We start from the raw sequence: 23,654 nt of genomic DNA on the forward strand, positions 1-23,654 counted from the left end.
CCTTAAGCCACTCCGCGGTGTGTGCGATAAGCAGTGTATCACCGACTGACAGGCAACAGGCACGGACCATCCGGTGAGAAGAGAGAAGAGCGGCAGCCAGTAATGGCAGCGAGCCCGGCGAGATCGCCGGGCTAACAGGATCCCGCAGCAGGAGGTGCGGCCATCGCAGACATATCTCTCACGTCGGGAATGCGCTCCACCCTCATATCCCTCCAGGGATCGGTGAAGCTCCTCGACAGAACCCAGAACCGCCTTGCCACGGGCAAGAAGGTGAACTCCGCCCTCGACAACCCCGTGTCCTTCTTCACCTCCGTGTCCCTGACAGACCGTGCCTCGAGCCTCCACGGCCTCAAGGACACGACGAGCGAGGCCATCCAGACCCTCAAGACGGCGGACAGGGGGATTGCGGCCCTCAGCACCATGATAGAGCAGGCGAAGAGCATAGCCGAGAAGGCCCTGAGCGCCAGTTCAACGGGTGCAGCGACGGTCACGGGTTCGATCAGTCTGAACGGGATTGTGGGCTACGAAGGCGCTGCCCAGCCAAGCTACGATGCAGCGACACTCACGTTGACAGGGCTGCAGGATAATAATCCTGGCGGGGACGGCGATTTCATAAACTTGAAGGTTGACGGGTCAGGGGGTGTCTATCCGGTTGCAGCGGAGTCGGGTGTTCCGGGGTATTACAGTTTTCACCTGGACCCCGCCGACATGAACGCGACAGCGTTGAACATGGCCAACAAGATCAATTCTATAGATTGGTCGTACTGGAAGAATAACGTTAATCCCGCGATGAACGTCTATTACAGGGCAGAGTATCTAGGGTCAAACCAGCTGAGAATTACCAAATTCGACTATTCCACTTCCAACCAACTCAATGTGGAGGCCGGAGACATCGTAGAAAATCCCGGTAACGCCGGTGATTTTGACCCGCAGATCGCTTCTTACACCCCTCCCCTGCCTTCGCCGGATACTATCGGGATTGGCGGGACTACCTTCACGGCGATCTACTCCGGGGTGCCCGGTGTCGACGAGTTCATAGCGACGGCTGGCGACAACGTAGCCACCATGCAGTCACTGGCAGCGGCCATCGAGGCGCACGACTGGTCGGGCGGGGCGTATACCTTTCATGCCTCCGTTTCCGGCAGTAGCCTGAACATCGACAAGGTCGATAACGCGACAGGTCTGGCGGCGAACGTCACCGCAGGTGACTTTGACACATCCGGCATCATCGGCGGGGGCTCCGGCTCCATGTCCCTTGTCGCATCGAGCAACGAGCTTGCCGTCCTTGAGGCGCAGTACAACACCATGCGCTCCCAACTCACCACGCTCGCCCTCGACTCCTACTACAAGGGCAAGAACCTCCTCGACGCCCAGAACATGACGGTCCGCTTCGAGAACAGCAGCCTCATGGTCGCCGGGTTCGACGCCTCGGCCGCGGGCCTCGGCATCACGGAGGCGACGTGGACGACAGGCGGAGACATGAACGCGGACATCACCCTCCTCGAATCGGCCCTCGCACGCCTCAGGCGGGGATCGGCGGACATGTCCAACAACCTCAGCATCATCACCGCCCGGCAGACCTTCTCGGAGATGATGGAGAACATCCTCACCGAGGGCTCCGACAGGCTCACCCTTGCCGACACGAGCGAGGAGGGGGCCAACATGCTCATGCTCCAGACCCGCCAGTCCCTGGGCATGAACGTCCTCAGCCTCTCCGCCGACGCGGCCCAGTCCGTACTGCAGCTGTTCAGGTAAGAACGGAATAGAGATGAACGGGCGAAGCTCGATCTCCGTCACTCCCGTCGGGGTTCGTGCGGGTTGCGCTATTCTGTGGTTCTCGAAGCTTTCCGGGCGAGCAGCCGCCTTTCCAGTTCCAGAAGTCCGCGCTTGCGCTCCCGGACGCGCCTGGCGGGGTTGCCAACGTAGACACCCCAGGGATCGAGGTCTTTGTTCACCACGACAGTCGCCGCGCCCAGACTGCAGCCTTCCCCGATGTCAGCGGGTCCGATGATGACGGAGCTCGCCCCGACAATGACATGGCGGCCGAGAGTGACCTTGCCTCCGACGAATCGGGTGAACTCCTTCGGTATGGCCTGAGCCGTCATGTACTCCCCGGAGTAATCATCCGACGCACTGTAGAACACGGTGTTCGCCGCCATGCTGGAGAAGTCGCGCATTTCGATGCCAAAGGTGCCCGTCAGGTTGCAGCACCGTGCTATGTAACAGTAATTTCCGATGGTGATGTAGCCCTCTCCGGTTGCCAGCATGACGAAATCGTCAATTCGCACATTGTCGCCTATGGATATGCGCTCTGCCCCGTAGACCCTGGCATCGGATGAAATGCGGATATTGTGACCGAGAGAGGCAAAACCGAAGTCCTTGAGGTCGTCCTCGGTGTAATAGCGTTCTTTCTGAAGGATGGTCTCCCTTGGGTCCCGATACGAGCGCGGAACGCCCACGACAGTCGCGGCCCTTCTCTCAAAATGGCATTGCTCTTGACTATTCCGAAGTATAGGAAAGATACTTTTGCCCGTCAAGGGGTATTTTACGGGTCAACGGGCACCGGGTGAGGTTTGGTTGCTGTCCGGGTCCTTGCGGATGCGCAGGAGCATCTTCAGGTGGGTGCCTTTGCCAACCTCGGAGATGATGCGGAAGGTGTCGGAGAATTTCTTCATGTTGGACAGCCCCATCCCCGCGCCGAAGCCCATGCTGCGGATCTTGTCCGTGGCCGTGGAGTAGCCTTCCTTCATGGCAAGGCCGATGTCTTCTATTCCCTGGCCTTCGTCGGTGGCTTCGATGATAACGAAATTGGGTTTGACCTGAAGCGTTATCGTGCCCTGGTCCGCGTAGGAACAGATATTCATCTCCGCCTCGTAGGTGACGATGGAAACCCTCCGGACAGTCTCCTTCGAGAGGCCCATCCCTGTCAGGATGGCCTTGACCTCGCCCGAGACGCGCCCTGCAAAGTCGAATCCCGCCTCCACGGGAAATGACTTTTCATAGATCAAGGATTCACGAGAGGTCACGTGTCTCGCCGACCTTTTCTATGCAGCCGCGAATTCCATGCGCATAGAGCCGCCCGACGGATTCAAAGAGGATGTACTTCGTTGATAACAGGGGTATTCGCAGTTCCTCCGCAAGCTGGATCGTCTCAGGCAAAGGGCGTTTTCCGCGCACCAGTATGATGGCTGCGATATCGAGAACATCGGATGTACGAATGATCTGAGGATTCGTCAAACCCGTGAGCAGAAGACTTCCCGGCTTGGCAAAGGCCAGAACGTCGCTCATCAGGTCGGCCCCGAAGGCCGTCTTAACTTCCATTTCCAGTTGATCGCTGCCGACGATAACGTCTGCGTCAAGTATGTCTTTCACCTGCTGTAGATTCACCATGTTCTCCTTTCAACGCAGATAGGATATGTTAAAAGAGGGCATGTAATCAACCGGAAATTTCACAAAAGATACAATCTGCGTGTGACTGTCTCTTCCGGGACACGCTCCGATCGACAAGCCTGCGAAGCCGAACCCTCTGTGCCGTGCTCACCGTGGACCTGCCGTCAATCGGCGGGCTGGCAGTGCGCGCCCATCTCTTTGCAGACCCGCAGTATTCCCTTGAGCACGATGGACGTGTCCTGCTTCCCCGACGATGTCGACACGACGAGGATCTGGCTCACTGTCTCCGAGAGAGCGGTGATCTGCATCCCGGCGGCTATGCTGCCGTCGATGAACTCGATGCTCAGGGCCCTGTCATCCTTTCTGCTGATCCTGATGTCCTTGTTGGCCTGCAACACCTTCACGGCGGTGCCGTAAACCTTGTCGGCGGGGGCTTCGAGAAGGACGGTGGCGGCATCGTATCCCTGCCGGGGGATGTTCTTTGACGCATCGGCAGGCTGCGGCGACGCGTTGTCGGTGGCCTCGCCGGTAAGCTGCTTTATCTTCCCGAGGGCCTTCCTTCCCACAAAGACCCATTGCGCGTTGGCCACCCCCGAAAGGAGAATGAACGCTGCGAGGAACAGGGAGATGGATCGCATGACATGGTTCATGATGCTTGTGCCTCCGTCATCTTTTGCTCATTATCCATTTAAACGTGAACTTATACAAGCGGTTTCTTGAAGCTTTTCAGGCAGCCATGATGATCTGTGGTACAATGGGGAAGCAGAAGGCCGTGACGGAAACAGCCCGCGGCGGTGTGTCTTCCAGGCGAAACGAATATGACAGAGAAGAAAAGAGACCTCGATTGAAACCCCCTCTGCCCACCATCGAAGGCGTGTCGCCGAGTTGCCTCAGACTGCCCTCAACGGAGGACAGGAATATACTCGAGTACCTTGGAGAGCGTTTCCCCAAAATAGAAGCGAAGACCTGGATAGAGCGGATGAGAAGGGGCAGGGTCGTCGACGGATCGGGCAATCCCCTCAACCCGGAGAGTCGCGGCCGCCGGGGAAGCTATGTCTTCTACTACCGCGAACTGGAAGAGGAGGCTCCGATCCCCTTCGAAGAGCGGATCCTCTACCGGGACGACCATATCCTCGCTGTCGACAAGCCCCATTTTCTTCCCGTGGTGCCCTCGGGCAGGTTCCTCCGGGAGACCCTCCTCGTCAGGCTGAAGAAGGATCTCCTGCTTGAGCACCTCGTGCCCATTCACCGTATCGACAGGGAAACGGCGGGGATGGTCATATTCTCCCACGATCCGGGAACCCGGGGCAGGTACGCGTCGCTCTTTCAGGAGCAGAAGGTCAAAAAGGTCTATGAGGCACTCGCGCCGACCCTTCCCGGGAAGAGCTTCCCCCTCGTTCATCGCAGCTGCCTGAAAGAGGGGAAGCCTTTCTTTCGGATGGAAGAGGTCGATGGGCCGGCAAACTCGGAAACGCGCATCGAGGTCATTGAGGTGAGGCGAGATATAACGCTCTACCGGCTCATCCCGGCAACGGGCCGAAAACACCAATTGCGGGTACATATGGCAGCCCTCGGCATCCCGATCATCAACGACAGATTCTATCCCAGGGCGGAGCCTGCCTGCGGCGATGACCTTTCGCGGCCCCTCAAGCTGCTGGCCCGGTCGATTTCCTTCCCTGACCCGTTGACGGGAAGGTCTATGCACTTTGAGAGCACGAGAGAGCTGTCATGATGCCGGAGGTGACGAGCGATGAAGGAGCATCTGCCCGGAACAGGACCCGGGGGTCAGCCTTCCCTTTCCAGCTGTATCGTCTCGACTCTCACCCGCGCCAGACCTTTGTTATAGAATCCAAGCTTTTTCGCGGCACCGGCGGACACGTCGATGATCCTGTTCCCTGACGAGGGGTTCTTGTCGCTCGGAAAGGGCCCCCTGTCGTTGACCCTCACGATGATGGAACGGTTGTTCTCGAGGTTCGTGACCTTCACGTGCGTCGGAAGGGGCAGGTACTTGTGCGCCGCCGTCATCTGATCGGGGTCGAAGACCTCGCCATTGGCGGTCATGCGCGACGCGTTGTGACGCAGGGTCTCGTAGCCGTACCATGACGCCACTCCTGTCTCATTGTAGGACTTAGCCTGCTCCACGGACATGGGATAGTACCTCTTCCCCTTCACGGTGTACGGAGCTGTCTTGACGCGGCCCTTGCGGATCGCCTCGCGGGGCGGCATATCGTCGATATCGTCGATGTCTTCGTTGGCAAAGCTCCAATCGAGAGGGGCTTTCACCACCTTGAAGGTATATTTCCCAATGGTATACACGATCTTCGTCGTGCCTGCCGTAAGCTCGTAGGTCCCTTTCACCGCGTAGTAGCCCCCCTTTATGGTGCCTTTGACGACGTAATAGGGCGCCTTGATCACTGAACAATCGGCAAGGAGAAGGAAAGCGGGAACGATCAAGAGAGCAGGAAGCCTGCGCAATTGCCTTATCACGAAACTGAATGCTCTGCCTGCCGGGTCTGTCGGGGCCATACTGATAGAGAGCGTAGCATATTCGGCCGAGGAATAGAACACGCACAGGGTGGAAAAGAATTCGGCGGGCCAGCGGTTCGTTCCGTCGGTTTCCATTGCTCCTGGTTTGCCGCCGACGGGATATCTGTCGTCCTCGATGCTATATATGATGTATGGACAATGAGAGGACATCGAGGATTGTCCCGTGAACCCGACGGACCTTCTCGTGCAGTCCGCGAAGCTCGTAACGCAGGTGGAGGACCAGGTGGCCGCCGTTGTCACTGCCATAGCCTTCTTCACGGGGAGCATGAGGACCGTCTTCATCCTGTACAGGAAAGGCTACGAGAATATTGTCCCCTATCTCAAGGACCAGACCGGCAGGTTTATGATCATCTGCGCGCTGTGCACACCCCTTCCGTTCCTGGGCGGAACCGACGGCAAAGCCGGTACGTTCATCGGAACATTCCCGCGGATGGTCATATCTGCCGGATTCGCTCAGGCAGGCAACGAGAAGGTCTTCGACAACCTCAAGGCCGTCAAGGCGAAACTGGGAAAGGAGATGAGTTCCGGGGAGCTTTCGGAAAAACTGACGAGCATTAAAGAGGCCTCCGCCCTTACGGGGGTGAAGATCAAGTGGGTGGATGCCATAAAGGTCCGGCTGGCGCAGCTCATCTTTCTTCTGCCCCTTATCCTCCCGTCATCCTGTCTCGCCCTTTTCCATCCCGCTCTGGGCGCGTTCATGATGATGATAAGCTACGTGGTATCGGAATACATGGCCGTTATCACCTGCGGCATCGGGGTGAACGTGGATACCTCGAGCATGACGTTCGTTCTTGAGACCGTCCGCGAATTGGTGCGCGGTTACATCGGGGCCATCACCGGGTTTCTCTTTCACACCCTGCTCGTATTTACTTTCACCGGCGTCATCATCGCCGCCGCCGTAAGGGCTGCCGTGTTCTGTGTCACCTTTCCCTATTCCCTTATCACCATGGCCTTTGACTCCCGGCGTGAGGTGTTCTTTCAGGGCATTGTCAGGGCCTTTGCCATCGCGTTGACCCCCGTCGTGGCGGTCAATGTCCTCAATGTTCTCTCCATGGCCTACGATCTGTTCGCGGGCGGAGGTCTCGCGGGCGGGATGCTGGAGGCCTATCTGTTCGGCAACATCAATTCGCTTGTGAATACCGGTGTCTTCCCGGTGGCGTCAGAGATGTACGGGTTCATATTCCGGCTTTTCATCGCGACCGCCCTCGCGCCATCGGTGCTGAGTGTTCCGGGCATCGTGTTCCTTGTCAGGAGCTACCGCATCGCCTCCGAGGCCATAGGGGCGGGCCTGAGCTATTCTGGCGGCGCGGGCAGGGCAGGCGAAGGCGGCGAGTGAGGGTGCGGGGTCTCGCGTCCCTTCAATCGCGCGCCCGTGACTGACCTCGTTTCTCTCCTGTGTCCCGCAATGGCTTCAGGAAAAGAAGGAGCGGCGTAAGGATGAAGGCGTAGTTGCTCCATCCGGGGTGGTAGAAGGATGTGGCGATCGCCAGGAGCGCGACGATGCATGTGATGAGCGATCGTGCCGCGCCCCGGACCACGATCCTCCTGTCGATGTTCTCGTCGACGAGCCTCATCCCGTGGGTCGCATAGAACCAGCTCAGGAGGAAGAGAAGCCCGAGGACAAGGAGATTCACGTCAAAGACGAGATTCGTGATGTGAAGGTGACTGTAGGCCGTCATCCAGGCAGCGGTGAAAGGCACCATGACGATGAACATCAGGATCGCTATCTGTATCCAGAGGAAACGGCGGTCCGTCCTTCTTATGTGGTGGAACTGCTGGTGATGCGTGATCCACAAGATCGCCAGCAGGGCAAACGCGAGGACGTAACGGTCGAGCTTGGCGACCTCTTTCAGGAAAACACGAATCACCTCTGTTTCATCCTGAGGACCCGCTCCGGGAAATGTAAAGGTCATGACGAGAAGCGTCATCGAAAAGGCAAAGATGCAGTCCGACAGACTCTCGATGCGATGAGTCGTCATGAAGAACCGTTCGTTTGAAGACTCCGCCGTGCCCATATATGTATCGCTTATATCACTTTGTCAAAGAAAGTGTCAACGGAGTGGATCGGAAAGAAAGGCACCCGGATCATTGGGATTGCCAAAAGGGATCTTTTCAGCTAAATTAGAGTGAACCACAACGGGGGCGTACACGTACGAAGATGGGTAAACCCAGAGTATTCACGAAGGACCTTGCCCGGGACCTCGGGGCCGTCATCGAGAACATCCCTGATGGCGTCTACATCACCGACAGGACCGCGAACACCCTGATGGTAAACAGGGCGTACGAGCGCATAACAGGCATAACCAGGGCCGAGGTGCTCGGAAGGAACATGAGGGACCTCGTCAAATCGGGGATCATCGACCGCTCCGTCAGCCTCGAGGTGATAGAGAAAAAGGAACCCGTCACCATCATGCAGGAACTCAGAAGCGGCAAGAAGATACTGGTGACAGGGAATCCCCTGTTCGATGACGACAAAGACATCGCCCTCGTGGTCACCAGCGTTCGGGATATTACGGAACTGGTGGAACTGAAAGACAAGCTGCACGAGCGGACCCTGGAGGTGAACCGCTACCTTGCCGAACTCGATCACATAAAGACACTGCAAGGGCAGAACAAGACCTTCATCACAAAGAACAAGAAGGTCCTGGAGATCATGGAGATCGCCATCAAGGCGGCCCAGTTCGATTCCAGCATACTGATAACGGGTGAGTCCGGAGTGGGCAAAGGGCTTCTGGCGAAGCTTATCCATGGATCGAGCGAGCGCAGGGACCGCCCCTTCGTTGTGATAAACTGTGCGGGGATCCCGGAAAACCTCTTTGAAAGCGAGCTTTTCGGGTATGAACCGGGGGCGTTCTCCGGGGCGAGCGCGAAGGGAAAGAAGGGCCTTCTCGAAGTGGCGGACAAAGGGACCGTGTTCCTCGACGAGATCGGCGACATGAGCCTCAGACTTCAGGCGAAGCTTCTGCGCGTCATTGAAGAGAAGGAAATGACCCGCCTTGGCTCGACAAAGACGGTAAAGCTTGACATCCGCATCCTGTCCGCAACAAATCAGGACCTGCAGGGCCTTATCGCGCAGAAAAAGTTCAGGCAGGATCTTTTCTTCAGGCTGAACACGATCTTCCTTACCATACCACCGTTGAGGGAAAGGACCGAGGACATCATGCCTCTCGTGCATCATTTTACGGCACTCCTCAACAAGCGGTACCACATGGAGAAGAAATTCGCACCCCAGGCTGCCCAGTTCCTCATGATGTACAGTTTCCCGGGCAATGCGAGAGAGCTGTCGAACATAGTGGAGCAGGCATTTCTGATAAGCAAGAGCAGCAGCATCAAAGTTGATGACCTGCCTTTCCATCTGAGGGGCATCCTCGATTCCAAGGACCTCATGGTCGACGCTGAGAACAAATCCTACAATGAGATCATCAACCTTATGGAATACAGGGTGTTGAAACGGGCGCTGGAAAAATATGGGAGCACGCATAAAGCCGCGAGGAATCTGAAGATAAGTCAGAGTACCATAGTGCGCAAGATGAAGAAGCTGAACATGAAGGTTGGCGATGATGTTTAGCATCATTTATGATGCGTTTTTGCATCGTACCCGGAGAAGACCGCGGTCGATCCTTTTGCTGCAAAAAGCATAACTGCCCAATAAAATTAACACTCCCCCTTTTTTCTTGACCGGTGTCCTGAACGGCATATGAATTGCTATATGATCCACGAACACGAACAATACGAAAGCCTGAGACAATCCGGATCAAACGATAAAAGGAGGGATCATGCTTTTCAAGACACTATCAACCGTTCTATTTTTTCTACTCATGTTTTCCCAGGTATCGTATGGTGCCGGCACATTCAAGATAGGATGTCCCGCGCCGATGACGGGACCGGGCGCCAACTTCGGCGAGAAGTTCAAGAAGGCCTACACGATGGCCGCGGACGAGATCAACGCCAAAGGGGGAGTGAACGGGACCAAACTGGAGCTCGTTTTCGAGGACACGCAGGCAAAACCGGCGCTGGCGGTTTCTTCCGCTAAGAAGCTCATTTCGTCGGACAACGTTGTTGCCCTTCTCGGCGGATGGAGCAGCGGTGTGGCATTCGCGGTCGCCCCCGTGGCGCTTGACAACAAGACGCCCTACCTTCTCGAGCATCCGGCCCTTGACGACATCACCCGGAAGAACAATGACTACGTTTTTCGTTTCCAGCCCACGACGGGTATGTACAGCGCCGCCCTCGAGGATTTCATCCTGAAGGTCGTGTATCCCAGGGAGAAGAAGAAACAATTGGCCGTTGCGTATGTCTACGTGGACAACGCCTTCGGCCAGGGCGTCGCGAAGTACGGTATCCTCCCTTTCCTGCAGAAGAACAAGGACAAGTTCAAAGTCGTCGTCTCGGAGGCGTACAATGAGAACGCGATGGACTACAAGCCCCTGCTGCTGAAGATCAAGAGCGCCGCACCGGATATCATCGTACTCACGTCGTACCTCACGGACGGGATCCTTGTATCGAAGCAGATAAAGGAAGTGGGGTTGACAGCGAAGTTCGTCTCGGGAACAGGGGCGGGCCACAGCATGCAGGACGTCTATGAGAAGAGCGGCAGGGCGACGGAAAAGGTCTTCACCTCAGGACCGTGGCATGGAGAGATAAAGGACCCGAACTGGAAGAAATGGCGTGGCGCGTGGGAAAAGAAGTATAAATACCTTCCCGGCGAACATGAAGTGGAAGGCTACGTTGCCGTCCAGGTGCTCGCGGAGGCGCTCAAGGGCGTGAAGCCTTCCGACAGCATCACAAAGCAGAGGGAACAGCTGAAGGCGAGCCTGAAGGCCCTCAACATGAAGACCATCTTCGGCACCGTCAAGTTCGACAACTTCGAGGGATATACCAATCAGAACAAGGCGCAGAAGATGACGGCGCTGGCCCAGTGGATCGACGGGAGGCTTCTCCAGGTCTATCCCAAAGAGGCTGCGGAGAGGGAACCAATATATTGATGTCAGAGACCTGCTGCGGGGTGCCGTCATGCACCCCGCAGCACTCATAACCCGGCGGTACATAGACTATGATAACTTCAATCATCATAAACGGCATACTGATCGGTCTCATCTACGCCCTTCTGGCGATAGGACTCACCGTGATCTTCGGTGTCATGCGGATAATCAACATGTTCCACGGTGAATCGGTCATGCTCGGGATGTATGCCGCTTTCGTGCTCTTCGACAAATTTGGGATCAGTCCGTATATCAGTGTTTTTTTGACGGCACCGGTGTTCTTCGTACTCGGCGCCATCATCTACAAATTCCTGATCGATCCCATACCGGCCAGGGAACGGGAGATCACCTCGCTCATCATCACGCTCGGGATCTCCTTCATCTTTGCCACTTCGGCCATGTACATATGGTCTGCGGATTACCGCACCGTGACGCTTCCCTTTTCCCAGAACGTCATGGTCTTCCTTCAAACGAGGATCGGTTATCCCGCGCTGATCTCGTCATGCATGTCGGCGGTCCTTATCGTGATATTTTATCTTTTCATGTCGAAGACCTACATGGGAAGGGCCATCAGGGCCACCGAGCTCGACAAGGACACCGCGTCGATCATGGGGGTCAATGTGAAGTGGATATCCATCGCCACCTTCGGCATCGGGGTGGTCCTGGCTGCCATGGCGGGCGGCATCCTGTCCCCCATCTTTTACATCTATCCCTTTGTGGGCGGCAACTTCGTGATCAAGGCGTTCACCATCGTTGTGCTGGGAGGAATGGGCTCCGTGACGGGTGCTCTTCTGGGAGGGGTCATCCTTGGCGTGGCGGAGGCGCTGGCCAGCACATTCCTTGAATACAGTATGAAGGACATCATGGCCTTCATCCTCTTCCTGGGGATATTGCTCTTCAAGCCGTCCGGTATACTCGGTGGAAAGACGAGGCTATAGGTTATGCAGAACAGATCCGTCAAGCCAATCATCATTCTCTTTATCTGCCTCATTGTACTCTCGTTCATGCCGTTTGTCATCGACCCGGGATCGTACAAGTATCTTTACAACATCTTCTTCGTCGTGAACGTCACCGTGCTCCTCGCCACCTCGTGGAACATACTGGGAGGGTTCGCGGGTCAGATATCCTTCGGTCACGCGGGATTTGTCGGTATCGGCGCCTACACCGTGTCGCTCCTGCACTATCATCTGCAATGGTCTCCATGGCTGGCGCTGCCTTTCGCGGGGGTTGTCACGGTCCTCGCCGCGATCATCATCGGCTCCATAGCGTTCAAGCTGAGGGGCCCTTATTTCGCCCTTTCGACCCTCGCGCTTGCCGAGGTGACAAAACTGATCGTGGAAGGCTGGCGGTCCTTCACCCAGGGGACCCAGGGCATCGTTGTGAGCCCGAGCCCGCTTCTGTTCGTTCCGAGCGGAGGGGGACTCTATTTTGTCGTTTCCTTGTGGCTCGCAGGTTTCGGTATTCTCTGCGCCCTGCTTATAAAACTGTCAAAGACGAGCTACTTCTTTCTCGCCGTGGGTGAAAACGAGGACGCGGCCCTGTCACTGGGGATCAACTCCAAGAAGTACAAACTGATAGCGCTGTACATCAGTGCCTTTCTGGCCGGGGTGACGGGCGGCGTCCTGGCCACACATACCGGTTTTGTCGACCCTTCGAGCGGGTTCGACATGGTGCACACCGTGGAGCCCATATTCCTGACAATGGTGGGCGGTATCGGCACTGTCCTCGGTCCGGTGATCGGCACGATACTGCTCGTGCCCGTCGGTGAGGTTTTCCGTTCCCACTTCCCGACGGCACACCTTCTGCTCTACGGCATCGTTCTTGTGGTTTTTGCAAGGTTTATCCCCAAAGGTATCATGGGCCTATTCAGGAAGAAGATATGAATCTACTTGAGACAAAAGATCTGACAAAGGCTTTCGGCGGTGTAGTAGCGGTTTCAGACCTCAATCTGTCGATCCGGGAAGGCATCGTTTTCGGAGTTGTCGGCCCCAACGGCGCCGGAAAGACGACCCTCATCAATGTCATAACGGGTGTTGAGAGGGTCACGAAGGGATCCATCCTTTTCAAAGGCAGAAACATAGGGAAGCTCCCGACATTCAAGCGGTCCCTGGAGGGCATCACGCGCACGTTCCAGATCCCCCAGTGTTTTACGGGTCTCACGGTATTTGAGAACATACTGATCCCTCTTCTCCTGAGATTTCCCACGCAAGAGGCCAAAAAAGAGGCAGAGAGAATAGCGGAACGGATGTTCCTGAAGGACGATCTGGACAAGCAGGCGCAGATGCTTTCCGTCGGACGTCTGAAACTGCTCGAGCTGGCCAAGGCCTACGCCACCTCTCCGAAGCTGCTTCTCGTCGACGAACCGATGGGAGGGGTGAGCCTCGACATGATGGATTCGCTGATCGATCTCATCAAGAGCCTCAGGGATGAAGGGATCACGATCCTGCTGGTGGAGCACGTCATGAAGGTCGTTGTAGCTCTTGCCGATGAATTGGTGGTGTTGAATTTCGGCAAGGAGATCGCCCTGGGGAAGCCCGAGGACGTGATGAACCGGAAAGAGGTCATCGAGGCATATCTGGGAGACGAGTATGCTTGAAATAAAGGGAATCGAGTCGGGATATGGGAAGATCAAGGTCTTGAAGGGCATCACACTGCACGTGGAAAAGGGCGAGATGGTCGCTCTCGTCGGTCCCAACGGCGCGGGCAAGACCACGCTCCTCAAGACCATTGCGGGAATGATCACACCGTGGAAAGGGGATATCCTCCTGGAGGATGTATCCATCTCCGGAGTTCCGCCGCACAGGACCTCCGCGAGAGGCGTTGCCTACGTGCCGGAGGGACGACGGGTCTTCTCCGCCATGAGCGTGGAGGAGAACCTTCTCATGGGCACGTACCTGAAGGTGAACCGGCCTCGCAAGGAGGAGAGCCTGAGAATGGTCTACGATCTTTTCCCGCGGCTGGAAGAGCGCAAGAAGCAGATCGCGGGGACCCTGTCAGGCGGCGAACAGCAAATGCTGGCAATAGGACGGGGGCTCATGATGAGACCAAAGCTCGTGCTTCTCGACGAGCCTTCCCTGGGACTTGCCCCCCTTCTGATCAACTCGATATACAAGGTGCTCGAGAGGCTCAACGAGGAGGGTATGACCACGCTGCTCGTCGAGCAGAATGTGAAGAAGGCCCTCAGTCTCTGCAAAAGGGCGTATGTGATAGAGAACGGTGAAATAGCGATGAAGGGTCTCAGTGGAGATATCCTGTGTGACGAGAACATCAAATGCACCTATCTTGGCATTTGACGGCCCGTCAAGTTTTTCTGCACGCACCGGAAGGAGGTCAGCATGAGCGGCTATGATCCTGAGAAGGTCAGCACATTCCTCGCCCCGAACAAACACCTTTTGGGAAAGGGAGTGGCCCGCCAGCTTGGCGGTGAGATAAAGACTCTGGGTGGCAGCAAGGTATTTGTCGTTACCGACCCCGGGGTGGTGAAAGCGGGTCTTGTTCCCGCCATTATCGAGCCGCTCAAGTCGGAAGGCATGAAGGTCGGTGTGTACGACAAGGTGCGGCCGGAACCCGCCGCGGGGATCGTGGACGAGGCGGCGAGGATCGCGCGCAGCGGCCGCTACGACCTCGTTGTCGGCCTGGGCGGGGGCAGTTCGCTGGATGTGGCGAAGGGCGTTGCCATGATGGTGACCAATACGGGCTCGATCCTGGATTATGTGGGCCTCAATATGTTCCCGAAAAGGGGTATCCCGAAGATACTCGTTCCCACGACCGCCGGAACGGGAAGCGAGGCATCCTGGGTGTGCGTTGTGACCGACGAGAGGAAGAACGAGAAAAAGTCTCTCTACGGGTTCATGCTGCTTCCTGACGTGGCTATGCTCGATCCTGTCCTGACGGTGTCCATGCCGCCCTCGGTGACGGCCGATACCGGCTTTGACGCGCTCGTCCACGCCATCGAATCCTATGTGTCCGTCAACAGGACGCCCTACACGGAGATCATGGCAGGCGAGGCCATACGATTGATATCGAGGAACCTGCCCGTCGCCTACGCGAAGGGCGGCGACATCAAGGCCCGGTATAACATGCTCCTTGCCGCCAATCTCGCGGGGATGGCCTTCACGAGCGGCGGCCTCGGTGCAACCCATGGGTTGGCCTATCCCCTGGGTACCCAGTATCATATGTCTCACGGTCGCTCAAACGCGATCATGCTTCCCCACGTGATGCGGTTCAACCTGACCGGAAATCTTGAGGGTTACGCCGGCATTGCCCGCATGATGGGCGAGAACATCGACGGCCTTTCCCCGTATGAGGCTTCCGAGAAAGCGGTGGACGCCGTTATGAGGCTGCTCGGCGCCGTGAGGATCTCTTGCCGGCTTTCAGACTATGGCGTGCAGAAGAAGAAGATATCGCTGCTCACGAAAGAGGCCCTTCAGCAGTCGCGCTTCTTCGTGCCCAATCCGAAGGACATTACGGAAGAGGATATTCGGGGCATCTACAGGGATGCCTACTAGCCCATTTTTGCTGATCAGACTTGTCCACACGTAGCGGCGGATCCCAGGTTCGGGGGGAGAAGCCGCTCTTTCTTTGCCGGATATTGCTCTCTTCCCGGATAGGGACCATTGTGATGCATTTGTGCATCACACGATGCTGTTCTGGAGATAAAGAGCAGGTGAAACGCGGGAGAGTACACGTCGTACCAGCTGTATGTATATGAAATACTGGATGATTTACCGAACAGGCTCATTGGCATGCGAATTGCTAAAAACGATTTGCAGCCCAACAATTCTGAAGGAGGCGAAACATGTCCCTCATGACAGGCAGTGAGTATATCGAGAGTCTCAGGAAACAGAAGAAACGGATATTTCTGGGTGGTGAGGTGATAGAGAACTACGTGGATCATCCCATCATACGTCCCTCCATAAACGCCTGTGCAATGACCTACGAGCTCGGTCATCAGCCCGAACACCGGGAGCTTCTTACCGCCACTTCCAGCCTTACCGGCAAGACGATAAACCGTTTCACTCATCTCCACCAAAGCGTGGACGACCTGATCAGGAAAGTGAAGATGCAGCGGCTTCTCGGCCACAAGACGGGCTGTTGTTTCCAGCGGTGTGTGGGCTTTGATGGCCTCAACGCCGTCGACTCCGTCACCTGCGAGATCGACCAGGAACTGGGCACCGAGTACCACAAGCGTTTCAGGAACTACCTCGAATACATTCAGGAGAATGATCTCATGGCGGATGGGGCCATGACCGACACGAAGGGCAACCGCCGTCTTGCTCCGTCCCAGCAGGAAGACCCCGACCAGTACGTTCATGTCGTGGAGAGAAGACCTGACGGTATCGTGGTCAGGGGAGCCAAGATCCATCAGACGGGTGCCATCAACTCCCATGAGATCCTCGTGATGCCCACTCAGACGATGAGGGCCGAGGATGCCGATTATGCTGTCTGTTTCGCTGTTCCAGCGGGCACGCGGGGTGTTCTCTACATTTACGGCAGGCAATCCTGCGATACCCGCCGCCTTGAGGGCGGCAGTGTGGATGTGGGCAACGCCATGTTCGGGGGCCAGGAGGCGGTCATCATCTTCAATGACGTCTTCGTTCCCTGGGAGAGGGTCTTCATGTGTGGAGAGTACCAGTTTAGCGGCGCGCTGGTGGAGAGGTTCGCCGGTTACCACCGCCAAAGCTACGGCGGCTGCAAGAGCGGCGTGGGAGATGTCCTCGTGGGGGCGGCCCAGGCCATCGCGAAGATACAGGGTCTTGAAAAGGCGGCACATATCAAGGAAAAGATCGTTGAGATGATCCATCTCAACGAAACCATATACTCATGCGGCATAGCCTGCTCGGCGGAAGGCAGACCCACTGCCTCGGGGACCTATCTGATCGATCTTTTGCTTGCCAACATCTGCAAACTGAATGTGACCCGGTTTCCCTACGAGATATCGCGTCTCGCCCAGGACGTGGCTGGAGGCCTTGTGGTCACCCTTCCTTCAGAGAGGGACTTCAGTCATCCCGAGGCGGGGCCCTATCTGGAGAAATACCTGCGTTCCGACACGGCCTACGGCACTGAAGAGCGCTGCCGGATGCAGAGACTTATCGAGAACCTCACGCTCGGTATGGGTGCGGTGGGATACCTGACGGAATCGCTGCATGGAGCAGGTTCACCGCAGGCCCAGAAGATCATGATAGGGAGGCTTGCCAACCTGCAGTACAAGGAGAAGACGGCGAGGAACCTGGCCGGTATAAAGAAAGATCCAGAGTGAGGGAGATACGGTACTGCGGCAACTGTAACCCCGATGAGGACCCTGAAGAGGTAAAGAAGGCGCTCGAAAAGCTTTTCCCCGACGCGGATGGGCCGTGCATAATCGTCAATGGCTGTTCGCGGGCCTGTCTGAGCAAGAGAACGCCTGGCGTAAACAACGACCCCGGAGTGATCGTGATGAGTTCCAGGGAGGTGATGAGGAGGATGAGGAAATGAAGCGATGGACCACGCGCTACAATGAGAGACTCTGTGGTGCTGATGAGGCGGTCAGCGGAATCTCGTCGGGTGACAGGGTGATCCTTTCCCACGCGGCCGGAGAGCCGAGGACGCTTCCGGGCGCTCTCGTGAAGAGGGCCGATTCCCTGAGAAACGTCGAGGTGGTCCACATGGTGTCCATGGGTGAGGCGCTTTACTGCCGCCCGGAACACGCGGACAGCTTCCGCCACGTCGCTTTTTTCGGAGGTCCCCCCACAAGGGAGGCCATATGGGACAACCGGGGCGATTATATCCCGATAAGCTTCGGCAATATCCCGAACCTCCTCGAAACCCTTCTGCCTGTGGACGTGGCCATGATCACCGTTTCCCCGCCCGACGGGAACGGTTACTGCAGTCTCGGAATCTCCGTCGACTACACGAAGAAGGCTGTGGAAACGGCAAAGACGGTCATGGCGGAGGTCAACCCCCATATGCCGCGCACCCTGGGGAATTCCTTCGTCCATGTGGACGACATCGACCACTTTGTCGAGGTCGACACCCCCATCCATGAACTGAAGGCCGTTGAACTCACCGATGTCGAGAAGAATATAGGCAGGCATGTCGTGGAACTCATCGAGGACGGTTGCTGCCTCCAGCTGGGCATAGGAGGCATACCGGACGCGGTCCTCATGTTCCTCACCGATTTCAAGGATCTAGGCATCCATTCCGAGATGGTCTCGGACGGGGTCAAACACCTTGTAGAAAAGGGAGTGATCACGGGAAGGAAAAAGACCATCCACAAGGGGAAGGTCGTCGTCACTTTCCTGATGGGCTCCAGAAGTTTCTACGACTGGGTCCATGACAACCCCATCATAGAGATGCACACCGTTGATTACACCAACAGCCCCTACGTTGTCGCGCAGAACAAGAAAATGGTTGCCATCAACTCCGCCCTCGAGGTGGACCTGCTCGGGCAGGTCTGCGCGGATACACTCGGGGCCAGGCAGTTCAGCGGGGTGGGAGGGCAGCTTGATTTCGTCAGGGGCGCAGGCATGGCGGAAGGGGGCAAGGCCGTCATCGCCCTTCCGTCGGTCGCGAAAGGCGGGGTATCCCGCATAGTCCCGGTTCTCAAGCAGGGCGCCGCGGTCACCACCTCCCGCAATGACGTGGACTACGTCGTCACCGATCAGGGAGTGGCCGCCCTGAAGGGAAGGGCCGTCCGGGAGAGGATGAGGGCCCTCATCAATGTCGCTAGCCCCGACGCCCGCGAGGAACTCGCCAGACAGGCATACGAGATATATCATGTGCTGGTTTGAGACGGCACCGCCCTTCATGCCGGGAACGTGAATGGCGGTCCGGGCCGTGTCACCCGTACACGGCAAGAGACCGGGTGAGGCGGGATGTTGATGTGGTATGGCATCATATTGATGCGATTATGCATCACTTCTGCAGCCAGCGGGTAATGCCGCTTTCCGGGATAGAGTTTAAATCCCCGTAAAGTCCGTATGTTGCAGGTGTCGGCATTGGGGGTGAAAATGGCATATAAATTGCTTAGTTTCACTTAAATCCAATATTCGTTTTACAAAAAGGAGGGGTATATGAAGCGACGTGGGCTTTTCCTCATTGTTGTCGTGATGCTGTTCTGTTCCTTTACCGTGGCGTATGGCGCGGAAACCATCAAGATAGGTGCTCTTTACACCATGACGGGAAGGGGTGGGCAGTACGGAAAGGATTCCGAGGTTGCCATCAAGATTGCCGTCGACGAGGTCAACGCCAAGGGCCTGCCCGGGGGGGCCAAACTGGAGATCATCATCACGGACGACAAGAACCCGCAGTACGCGGTTAGCGTTGCAAAACGCTACATATCGGACGAGAAGGTGAAGTTTCTGTTCGGCATCATCTCTTCGGCCATTGGGCTTGCGGTGACCGAGGTGAGCAAGGAGCAGAAGGTCATCTTCATCGGTACCGACCATGCGGCTACGGACCTCACGGCGAACAAGTTCCAGAAGTACTACTTCAGGAGCGCGAACAACACCTTCCAGTCGATGATGGCGGGGGCCATGTATCTCAAGGACGAGGTCAAGGGGTGGAAGAAGATCGCTTATATAGGGCCCGACTACGCGTACGGAAGAGATCAGTGGATGGAATTGAAGTGGGGTCTTGACAAGCTGGGTGTCAAGTACCAGGTCGTCGGGGAATACTGGCCGAAACTCTACGAGCCCGACTACACATCGTATGTCACTGCGATCATGAAAGCGGCCCCCGACATTCTGGTCAGTGGATTCTGGGGGGGGTGACACCGTCTCCTTCATCAAGCAGGCGAAACCGTACAAGCTCTTCGAGAAGATGAAGTATTTCCACGTCGACGCAGGCGGGAACTATGAAGCCCTGGCCGCGCTCGGAGCAGATATGCCCGCGGGGATCATTCTCTCCGCGCGCCACCACAACAACTGGCCTGACACCCAGGCGAACAAGGCGTACGTGCAGAAGTTCTACAAGGCGGCGGGAAGGTATCCTTCATACGCCGCGGAGGGTGCCTACGTGGGGATCCACATGATCGCCGAAGCGATCAGGAAGGTGGGGAACGCCAACGACACGGAAGCCCTCGTGAAGGCGATGGAGGGAATGAAGATACAGTGTCCCGAAGACCCGTCCGGTTTCACCTCCTATATCGACCCGAAGACGCATCAGATCGTCCAGGTGCAGGCCATCGGCGTGACCGTCAAGAACGCCAAGTTCCCCCCGGCGAAATACATGCTCGGGAATCTCAAGATATACCCCGCGGACAAACTGTGGCCCAGCTTCGAATACATCGATTACCTGACGAAGCAAAAGGGCAAGTAAGACAGCCAAGGGCCCGGGTATGGACCTGACGACCTTTGTTTCACAATTCATAAGCGGTCTTTCCGTCGCAATGCTTCTCTTCCTCATTGCGAGTGGTCTGACATTGATATTCGGGGTGGTGAATGTTCTCAACTTCGCCCACGGTTCCTTTTACCTGCTGGGAACATACTTCGCCTATCAGTCCATGCAGTTCTTCGACAATTTCTGGCTCGGACTCATCGTGGGTACCGTATGCGCCGGTGTTGTTGGGATGATCGTCGAGTTCTTCTTTCTCAAGCGCATCTATGGAAGGGCGGAGGAAGGGGCCTTCCAGCTCCTCATGACCTACGCGTTCATCCTCATCCTCGACGACATGGTGAAGTTCATCTGGGGCCCTGAATACAAGACCATACCCAAGCCCGAGCTTCTTGCCGGTTCCTTCAGCCTCGGGTCTGTCGTGGTGCCGGTATACACACTGTTCATAATCGTTGTCGGTTTCGCCGTTGTCCTTTTCGCGTGGTACTTCCTCATGAGGACCGACAAAGGAAAGACGGTGAGGGCCTCGTCTCTCGACAGGGAGATGCTCGGCCTGCTCGGGACGAATGTCCCCATGATAATGACCCTTGTTTTTGGTGTGGCGACGGCGATGGGGGGGCTTGCCGGGGTTATGGCGGCCCCCCTCAGAACCGTCACGCCCGGTGCCGGCGTGGAGGTGATCATCGATTCTCTCATTGTCGTGGTCATCGGCGGTTTCGGAAATTTCTGGGGGGCGCTCCTGGGGGCGCTCATCATCGGCGAAGTGCTCTCTTTCGGCATTCTGTGGATGCCTGAGATGGCCACGGTGCTCACCTTCATCGTCATGATCGTCGTCCTTGTGATAAAGCCTGAAGGCCTGCTCTCACCGAAAGCGACGGGGAGGAAATAGCACAGTGAAGAGTCTCAGACAATATCTGCCATGGATACTGTATTTCGTCTTCTTCCTCGGGATCCTCGCGGTGAACCCGGGGGCGCATTACACGCACCTGCTCGCCCGGGTCATCATCTTCGGCCTCTATGCTGTAGCGTTCAACCTTCTCTTCGGAAGGACGGGGCTCGTCTCCTTCGGGCATGCCCTGTTCTACGGCATTGGCGCGTACATCACCGGGATGCTTGCGAAGGCATCGGGGCCCGATCTCTTTCTGCTTTACATACTCCTTGGCGGGATAGGCGCAGCCATCGTCTCCGTTTTCATCGGTCTGCTCTCCCTGCGCCTGACGGGCATGTTCTTTACCATGCTGACGCTCGCCTTCGCGCAGCTCGCATGGGGCATCACGTTCAAGCTCTACAACTTCACGGGCGGCGACGACGGGATCCAGGCGATCCCAAAACCCGCATATCTCGCTGGTCCCGTCTGGAAATACTACCTTTTCAGTTTCTTCGTCGTAACCATATGCGTGTTCGTCATATGGAGGATCTCCCGGTCCTCGTTCGGGATGGTATTGAAAGGGATCAGGCAGAATCCGGGGAGGATCACCTTCATGGGGCTCAACGTGTACAAGAACCAGCTCGTTGCCTATATCATCTCGGCTTTCTTCACCGCGATCGCCGGAGGACTCTATGCGGGACTTGACGGCAGCATCCATCCCGATATGCTGCACTGGCCGACGTCCGGCAACGCCATACTGATGTGCACCATAGGAGGCATGAACACCTTCTTCGGGCCTGTTATCGGCGCGGCCATACTCACGGGCCTCGAGGAGATCGTTGGGAAATACACCGAGTACTGGTCGTTCAGCATCGGCATTGTGGTGCTTGTCGTGGTCTTGCTCTTCCCAAGGGGATTGCTGGGAATAAAATGGCCATGGGGGAGGAAGAGCACAACGGACGAAAAGGAGACGGAAGTTGCCTGCAATACTGGAGATTAAGGACCTCGACAAGCATTTCGGCGGAATACACGTAACGAACCACGTGACCATTGCCGTCGAAAGAGGGGAGATGTCGGCAATCATCGGCCCGAACGGAGCGGGGAAGACCACCTTCTTCAACCTCATCACGGGTTCGATACCTTCCGACGGCGGCCGCGTGGTCTACGAGAACGAGGACATAACAGCGGCCCGGCCTGAAAAGATCGTGAAGATGGGGATGGTCAGGGCCTTTCAGGTGTCCAGTCTCTTTCTCGAAGAGACGGTATATGATAACGTCTATCTCGCGGCCCTCTCCAACTTCGGGAAGAACGCCGGGATGTTCGCCGACAGGTTGTCTTACAGGGATGCCCGGGAACACACGGAAATGATCCTGACGAGGACGGGGATGCTCGACTGCAGGGATCTCAGGGCCTCCGAGCTGTCCCATGGGGACCAGAAGATCCTCGACATCGCCATAGCGCTCACGTTGAACCCGAAGATCCTCCTCCTCGATGAACCCACGGCCGGAATGGCCCCCGACGAGCGGGTCAAGATGATGGCCCTTCTCGAGGACCTTCATCAATACTTCCAACTCACGACGGTGTTCATCGAGCATGATATGGATATGGTCTTCGGCATAGCGCAGAAGATCAGGGTACTCGTCCAGGGCGAGCTCATCGCCGAAGGCACGCCCGACCACATCCGCAATCACGAGGCGGTGGTAGAAGCCTATCTCGGGAAAGAGGTGGAATGAAATGTCCGCAGTCCTGACGGTCGAGAAGATCAACTCTTATTACGGCAAGAGTCACATACTGTTTGATGTCAGCTTTGATGTCCGCAAGGGGGAGACCCTCTGTCTCATGGGGCGCAACGGAGCGGGAAAGACAACGACCTTCAAGACCCTTGTCATGGTGGTACACCCGAAGAACGGCAGGGTCATATTCAATGGAAGGGACATAGGTGGTATGAAACCTTACAGGATAGCCCGGCTCGGCCTCGGTCTCGTGCCGGAGGACAGAAAGATCTTCGGTCCCCTCACCGTGAAGGAGAACCTGATACTGGGGACGACCACGGGAAAAAAGGGTACGTGGAGCCTTGACCTCGTCTACGAGTTCTTCCCCGTGCTCAAAGAGTTCGAGAACCGCGCGGGAGGGACACTCTCGGGCGGCGAGCAGCAGATGCTCACCATCGCGCGGACGCTTATGGGAAACCCCGATGTGCTCCTCCTCGATGAGCCCAGCGAGGGCCTGAGCCCGGTGATGGTGAACACACTGAAAGACCTTGTGCTGAAACTTAAGGGGGCAGGCACCACCATCCTCCTTTCGGAGCAGAACATCAAATTCGCGATGGCGGTTTCCGATTGCGTGGTCATTATCGACAAGGGGCATATCAGGTATGAGTCCGATATCCAGACCTTCAGGGAAGACGAAGGGATAAAGAGACAGTACCTGGCCGTATAGGCGAACCCTTCCTCACCACTGCCCTTTTTGTCCTTTCCGGACGGACCGTCTGTCAATCCATTTCCGGGACCGCCCGGATATCCCGGCCCCGGGAATAAGGACCATGACCGGCGGAC

General features: G+C 56.7%; 23 protein-coding genes and 1 pseudogene. 18 read left to right on the top strand and 6 right to left on the bottom strand.

Annotation, left to right across the window (positions count from 1 at the left end; all coding sequences use genetic code 11):
- The first annotated feature begins 189 nt into the window (after positions 1 to 189).
- On the top strand, positions 190 to 1,755 hold the full coding sequence (locus tag GXX82_00795) for a hypothetical protein (GenBank protein NLT21564.1): 1,566 nt from the start codon (positions 190 to 192) through the stop codon (positions 1,753 to 1,755).
- A gap of 68 nt (positions 1,756 to 1,823) precedes the next feature.
- Here the strand turns inward: GXX82_00795 and GXX82_00800 are convergent, their stop codons facing one another.
- The 4 genes from GXX82_00800 to GXX82_00815 all read right to left on the bottom strand — a co-directional run bounded on the left by GXX82_00800 (position 1,824) and on the right by GXX82_00815 (position 4,040).
- Positions 1,824 to 2,459 (bottom strand): acyltransferase, encoded by a 636-nt coding sequence (locus tag GXX82_00800; GenBank protein NLT21565.1) that lies wholly within the window; start codon positions 2,457 to 2,459, stop codon positions 1,824 to 1,826.
- Positions 2,460 to 2,552: 93 nt separating this feature from the next.
- Positions 2,553 to 3,008 carry an anti-sigma regulatory factor gene (locus GXX82_00805; GenBank protein NLT21566.1) on the bottom strand — a complete coding sequence of 152 codons (456 nt, stop codon included), beginning with the start codon at positions 3,006 to 3,008 and terminating at the stop codon, positions 2,553 to 2,555.
- Positions 3,009 to 3,012: 4 nt separating this feature from the next.
- Positions 3,013 to 3,387 carry a hypothetical protein gene (locus GXX82_00810; protein ID NLT21567.1) on the bottom strand — a complete coding sequence of 125 codons (375 nt, stop codon included), beginning with the start codon at positions 3,385 to 3,387 and terminating at the stop codon, positions 3,013 to 3,015.
- A 167-nt stretch (positions 3,388 to 3,554) separates the two neighbouring features.
- On the bottom strand, positions 3,555 to 4,040 hold the full coding sequence (locus tag GXX82_00815; protein ID NLT21568.1) for a hypothetical protein: 486 nt from the start codon (positions 4,038 to 4,040) through the stop codon (positions 3,555 to 3,557).
- Between the two features lie 104 nt (positions 4,041 to 4,144).
- Between GXX82_00815 and GXX82_00820 the strand changes: the two genes are divergently transcribed.
- Complete coding sequence (locus tag GXX82_00820; protein ID NLT21569.1) at positions 4,145 to 5,122, top strand: pseudouridine synthase; 978 nt, start codon at positions 4,145 to 4,147, stop codon at positions 5,120 to 5,122.
- A 53-nt stretch (positions 5,123 to 5,175) separates the two neighbouring features.
- On the opposite strand, the gene GXX82_00825 is transcribed toward GXX82_00820, so the two are convergent.
- A complete protein-coding gene (locus GXX82_00825; protein NLT21570.1) occupies positions 5,176 to 5,916 on the bottom strand; it encodes a septal ring lytic transglycosylase RlpA family protein in 741 nt (246 codons plus the stop codon).
- 184 nt (positions 5,917 to 6,100) lie between these two features.
- On the opposite strand from GXX82_00825, the gene GXX82_00830 reads away from it, so the two are divergent.
- Positions 6,101 to 7,273: a hypothetical protein gene (locus tag GXX82_00830; GenBank protein ID NLT21571.1), complete on the top strand. Its 1,173-nt coding sequence runs from the start codon at positions 6,101 to 6,103 to the stop codon at positions 7,271 to 7,273.
- Between the two features lie 22 nt (positions 7,274 to 7,295).
- Here GXX82_00830 and GXX82_00835 read toward each other — a convergent pair whose 3' ends face one another.
- Entirely contained in the window at positions 7,296 to 7,952 is a 657-nt protein-coding gene (locus tag GXX82_00835) for a DUF1211 domain-containing protein (protein ID NLT21572.1), read from the bottom strand.
- 143 nt (positions 7,953 to 8,095) lie between these two features.
- Here GXX82_00835 and GXX82_00840 point away from each other — a divergent pair, with 143 nt between their 5' ends.
- The 15 genes and pseudogenes from GXX82_00840 (at position 8,096) to GXX82_00910 (ending at position 23,538) form a co-directional block, all read left to right on the top strand.
- Positions 8,096 to 9,505: a sigma 54-interacting transcriptional regulator gene (locus tag GXX82_00840; protein NLT21573.1), complete on the top strand. Its 1,410-nt coding sequence runs from the start codon at positions 8,096 to 8,098 to the stop codon at positions 9,503 to 9,505.
- A 307-nt stretch (positions 9,506 to 9,812) separates the two neighbouring features.
- On the top strand, positions 9,813 to 10,922 hold the full coding sequence (locus tag GXX82_00845) for an amino acid ABC transporter substrate-binding protein (GenBank protein NLT21574.1): 1,110 nt from the start codon (positions 9,813 to 9,815) through the stop codon (positions 10,920 to 10,922).
- Positions 10,923 to 10,990: 68 nt separating this feature from the next.
- Complete coding sequence (locus tag GXX82_00850) at positions 10,991 to 11,857, top strand: branched-chain amino acid ABC transporter permease (GenBank protein ID NLT21575.1); 867 nt, start codon at positions 10,991 to 10,993, stop codon at positions 11,855 to 11,857.
- 3 nt (positions 11,858 to 11,860) lie between these two features.
- Positions 11,861 to 12,802 (top strand): branched-chain amino acid ABC transporter permease, encoded by a 942-nt coding sequence (locus GXX82_00855; protein NLT21576.1) that lies wholly within the window; start codon positions 11,861 to 11,863, stop codon positions 12,800 to 12,802.
- Positions 12,799 to 13,515 carry an ABC transporter ATP-binding protein gene (locus tag GXX82_00860; GenBank protein NLT21577.1) on the top strand — a complete coding sequence of 239 codons (717 nt, stop codon included), beginning with the start codon at positions 12,799 to 12,801 and terminating at the stop codon, positions 13,513 to 13,515. The genes GXX82_00855 and GXX82_00860 overlap by 4 nt, the downstream gene beginning before the upstream one ends.
- On the top strand, positions 13,508 to 14,212 hold the full coding sequence (locus GXX82_00865) for an ABC transporter ATP-binding protein (GenBank protein ID NLT21578.1): 705 nt from the start codon (positions 13,508 to 13,510) through the stop codon (positions 14,210 to 14,212). The genes GXX82_00860 and GXX82_00865 overlap by 8 nt, the downstream gene beginning before the upstream one ends.
- Before the next feature lie 42 nt (positions 14,213 to 14,254).
- Positions 14,255 to 15,427, top strand: a complete 1,173-nt coding sequence (locus tag GXX82_00870; protein NLT21579.1) for an iron-containing alcohol dehydrogenase — start codon at positions 14,255 to 14,257, stop codon at positions 15,425 to 15,427.
- Positions 15,428 to 15,717: 290 nt separating this feature from the next.
- Entirely contained in the window at positions 15,718 to 17,178 is a 1,461-nt protein-coding gene (locus GXX82_00875; GenBank protein ID NLT21580.1) for a 4-hydroxybutyryl-CoA dehydratase, read from the top strand.
- Positions 17,175 to 17,393 carry a hypothetical protein gene (locus GXX82_00880; protein NLT21581.1) on the top strand — a complete coding sequence of 73 codons (219 nt, stop codon included), beginning with the start codon at positions 17,175 to 17,177 and terminating at the stop codon, positions 17,391 to 17,393. Before GXX82_00875 ends, GXX82_00880 begins: the two co-directional genes overlap by 4 nt.
- Positions 17,390 to 18,688 carry an acetyl-CoA hydrolase/transferase family protein gene (locus GXX82_00885; protein NLT21582.1) on the top strand — a complete coding sequence of 433 codons (1,299 nt, stop codon included), beginning with the start codon at positions 17,390 to 17,392 and terminating at the stop codon, positions 18,686 to 18,688. Before GXX82_00880 ends, GXX82_00885 begins: the two co-directional genes overlap by 4 nt.
- Before the next feature lie 282 nt (positions 18,689 to 18,970).
- Positions 18,971 to 20,216 (top strand): annotated as a pseudogene (locus GXX82_00890) (ABC transporter substrate-binding protein).
- 19 nt (positions 20,217 to 20,235) lie between these two features.
- Positions 20,236 to 21,120, top strand: coding sequence for a branched-chain amino acid ABC transporter permease (locus GXX82_00895; GenBank protein ID NLT21583.1), 885 nt, complete (start codon positions 20,236 to 20,238; stop codon positions 21,118 to 21,120).
- 4 nt (positions 21,121 to 21,124) lie between these two features.
- Positions 21,125 to 22,099 carry a branched-chain amino acid ABC transporter permease gene (locus GXX82_00900; GenBank protein ID NLT21584.1) on the top strand — a complete coding sequence of 325 codons (975 nt, stop codon included), beginning with the start codon at positions 21,125 to 21,127 and terminating at the stop codon, positions 22,097 to 22,099.
- Positions 22,077 to 22,832: an ABC transporter ATP-binding protein gene (locus GXX82_00905; GenBank protein NLT21585.1), complete on the top strand. Its 756-nt coding sequence runs from the start codon at positions 22,077 to 22,079 to the stop codon at positions 22,830 to 22,832. The genes GXX82_00900 and GXX82_00905 overlap by 23 nt, the downstream gene beginning before the upstream one ends.
- A gap of 1 nt (position 22,833) precedes the next feature.
- On the top strand, positions 22,834 to 23,538 hold the full coding sequence (locus tag GXX82_00910) for an ABC transporter ATP-binding protein (protein NLT21586.1): 705 nt from the start codon (positions 22,834 to 22,836) through the stop codon (positions 23,536 to 23,538).
- Positions 23,539 to 23,654: the final 116 nt, after the last annotated feature.

Source organism: Syntrophorhabdus sp. (assembly GCA_012719415.1).
Lineage (GTDB): Bacteria > Desulfobacterota > Syntrophorhabdia > Syntrophorhabdales > Syntrophorhabdaceae > Delta-02.